The organism is Candidatus Streptomyces philanthi, assembly GCF_059553635.1.
Window position 1 is genome coordinate 1 of sequence record NZ_JCANQV010000453.1, and the last position, 3,323, is coordinate 3,323.

Sequence of the window (3,323 nt, forward strand, 5' to 3'; positions counted from 1 at the left end):
CACGCTCACCGCCGACCGGGTCGCCGCCTTGCAGCGGGCGTGCAAGCGCCACGGCACCACCGTCCACGGCGCCCTCGCCGCCGCCCTGGTCACCGCCGTCGCCCGGGACGCGGACACCACCGGGCCCGCCCACTTCTCGCTCGGCAGCCCCATCGACTTCCGTGCCGCGCTGGAGCCCCCGGTGTCCCCCGAGGACGCCGGCACCTACGCGGCCACGGTGCCCAGCTACGTCCCCTACCGTCCCGGAGGTTCCCTGTGGCCCATGGCCAGCTCCGTCTCCCGCGACCTCGTCCGCCGCCGCGCCCGCGAGGACCACCTGGCCATGGTCAACCTGCTGCGCGTCTCGGGTCCCCAAGGCATGGGGGACAGCGAACCGTTCATGCGGTTCATGGACGAGGACGGGCCGATCAACCTCTGCCTGTCCAACCTCGGCCACCACGACTTCCCCGACCGCATGGGCCCCTGGAACATCAGCGGCACCCAGTTCGTCGCGGGCATCTCGGTGACCGGGCTCCTCGTCGCCACCGCCCTCACCTGCCACGGCCGACTCGCCTGGAACTTCGGTTACGTCGAGGACGCGGTGAGCACCCCCCGGGCGCACGGCATCGCCGACACCGCCGTCCGGACCCTCCTCACGGCCCTCGCCGACGAGGAGACCGCCGCACCACCGGACCAGCACACCACCGACCCGGGCGCCCCCGCGGCCGCCAAGGCCCCGGACACCCCGCCCGCACACCTCACGCACCACCCCTGACCACCGCACCACACAACCCTCAAGGAGAAACCCCCGTGCCGACCCCGTACTCCGCACCGTCCCTGTCCCCGAACGGCCGCGCCGTCGTCATCACCGGCGCCTCCTCCGGCCTCGGCCGCGCCTGCGCCCTCCACCTGGAGCGCACCGGCTTCCGCGTCTTCGCGGGCGTCCGCAGCGCCGAGGCCGGCGAGAAGCTGCTCGCCGACGCCACCTCCACCCGCCTGCTGCCGGTCCGCCTCGACATCACCGACGAGGAATCGATCGCCGCCGCGGCCACCGAGGTCGCCGAGGCGGTGGGCGACGCCGGACTGTGGGGACTGGTCAACAACGCCGGCACCTGCGTCTCGGCCCCCCTCGAATGCGTCCCGCCGGCCGAACTGCGCCGCCAGCTCGACATCAACGTCGTCGGCGCGCTCGCCACGGCCCAGGCGTTCCTGCCGCTGCTGCGCCGGGCCGGCGGACGGATCATCAACGTCAGCTCCGGCCTCGGCAAGATAGCCGCGCCGTTCCTCGGCGCGTACGCCACCGGGCAGTTCGCCAAGGAGGGGCTCAGCGACGCCCTCCGCCGGGAACTGAAGCCGCAGGGCGTCAGCGTCAGCGTCGTCCAGCCCGGCGCGGTCAACACGCCGATCTGGACCAAGGTCCGCTCGGTCGGCGACGGCGTCCTCGACCAGGTGCCCGCCGACCTCGCCGACCTCTACCGTCCGGCGTTCGAGCGCCTGCTCCAGCGCAACGAGCAGCGCGCCCACGCCAGCCGCACCCAGCCGGCGGACTACGCGCGCGGCATCCACCGGGTGCTGACCACCGCGCGGCCCCGCCCCCGCTACTGCGTCGGCCCCGACGCCCGCTCGGCCGCCGTCCTCTCCCGCCTGCTGCCGGACGCGGCCCTCGACCGCGTCCTCGTCCCGCTCGCCCGCAACCCCCGCGGTCAGCGCAGCAGCGCGGCGACCGGCACCGGGGTCCCGGTGAGCAGCCCGGCGTCGCGGTAGGCACGCTGCTGCGCCGTCAACTGGGCGGTGTCGGGCGTGAGCCGCGCGTCCCAGGAGTAGGACGGGGCGCCGCGCAGGTCCTCGGGTGTCTGGTCGGTCGCGTCGGCCAGCACCCGGACCGTCTCCGGCGTGTGCGTCCCGTCCCTCCGCAGGTCGGCGGCGGCCGCGCGCAACGCGGTGAGGAACTTCTCCGCCGCCGGGCCGCGCGCGAAGGCGGCGCCGAACACCACACCGGCCGCGGTGGTGCCCTTGGGCGGCACCGCGACCGGTGCGGCCACCCCGGTCCGCTCCACGACGGTGGTGAACGGGGACGTCGGCACCGCCGCGTCCGCCGCGCCGTTGACGAGGGCGGACCGCATGTCGGCGAAGTCGACGTTGACGATGTGGACGTCCCTGAGCGTCAGCCCCGAGGGGCGGAGCGCGGCCGCCAGCTGGTAGCCGCCCGCCGCGCCCGCGCCGCCCGCCACCGCGATCGTGCGCCCCTTCAGGTCGGCCGGCCGCCTGACCCGCCCGGCGTCCAGCAGCCGCCGCGCGACCTCCACCGCGGTGGCGTAGGGGCGCTCCCCGGTGGCGGAGCCCATCGACGCGGCCACCTTCACCGCGAGGCCCCCGGCCGCCGCGTTGAACAGCCCGGCGGAGAAACCCGCGACGACCGCGTCCACCCGGCCGGCGGCCGCCAGCGGCACCGCGTCCTGCCCGGTCTTCACCTTCTGCAGGACGACGGTGAGGCCCCGCCGCGCGAAGTACCCCTTGGCCTCGGCGAGATACAGCGGCGCGAACGCCACCGCCGGAACGTGCGCGACCCGCACCGTGACCGTGCCGTCCGCCCCCGCCCTGCCCGGACCGCCCCGGCAGGCGGCGAGCAGCGCGAGCACGGCGGCCAGCGCGAGACGGACGAGACGACGGCTGTACGGGCGCACGGCACGGTCCTTTCGGCAGACGGCACGGGGGTGGGGCCGGGAGGGACACACCGTGTCCGCCGCGCTCAGCGTCCGGCGGCCCGCAGCCACGGCATCGCCCATCTCCCGGCGAGGGACACCGCACCGGAGAACAGGGACCCGAGCGCCGCGACCGCGGCCAGGCCCACATACATCCGGTCGGGCTGGAACAGCGTCCACGAGTTCCAGATCAGATAGCCGAGCCCGCTCTCGGACGCCACGAACTCGACCGCCACCACGACCACCACCCCCAGCCCCGCCGCCGTCCGCAGCCCCGCCAGGATGCCCGGCAGCGCCCCCGGCAGCAGCACGAACCGCAGCATGCGCAGCCCCGAAGCACCGTAGGAGCGGGCGGACTCCAGCAGCCGCGGGTCGATCTGCCGGACCCCGGCCAGGGTGTTGATCTGGAGGACGAAGAAGACGGTGACGGCGACGGACAGGATCTTCGGCGTCTCGTTGAGCCCGAAGATCAGCAGGAGCAGCGGAAGCGTCGCGATCTTCGGGACCGCGTACAGCGCCGAGAACAGGGGCCCCAGCGCCGCGTTGACCGTCCGCGAGACCCCCATCACGAAACCGGCCAGGGCACCGGCACTCGCGCCCAGCGCGTACCCGGGCAGCAGACGCGCCGCCGTGGCCGCGGTG

General features: G+C 75.2%; 4 protein-coding genes. 2 read left to right on the forward strand and 2 right to left on the reverse strand.

Annotation, left to right across the window (positions count from 1 at the left end; genetic code table 11):
* On the forward strand, positions 1 to 754 hold a 754-nt coding region (locus tag AC51EU_RS28825), incomplete at its 5' end, for a phthiocerol/phthiodiolone dimycocerosyl transferase family protein (protein WP_496270032.1).
* Positions 755 to 789: 35 nt separating this feature from the next.
* Positions 790 to 1,743: an SDR family NAD(P)-dependent oxidoreductase gene (locus AC51EU_RS28830; protein WP_496270033.1), complete on the forward strand. Its 954-nt coding sequence runs from the start codon at positions 790 to 792 to the stop codon at positions 1,741 to 1,743.
* Here AC51EU_RS28830 and AC51EU_RS28835 read toward each other — a convergent pair.
* Both AC51EU_RS28835 and AC51EU_RS28840 read right to left on the reverse strand, forming a co-directional pair.
* Complete coding sequence (locus AC51EU_RS28835; RefSeq protein WP_496270034.1) at positions 1,683 to 2,663, reverse strand: ABC transporter substrate-binding protein; 981 nt, start codon at positions 2,661 to 2,663, stop codon at positions 1,683 to 1,685. The genes AC51EU_RS28830 and AC51EU_RS28835 overlap by 61 nt on opposite strands.
* A gap of 65 nt (positions 2,664 to 2,728) precedes the next feature.
* On the reverse strand, positions 2,729 to 3,323 hold a 595-nt coding region (locus AC51EU_RS28840; protein WP_496270035.1), incomplete at its 5' end, for an ABC transporter permease.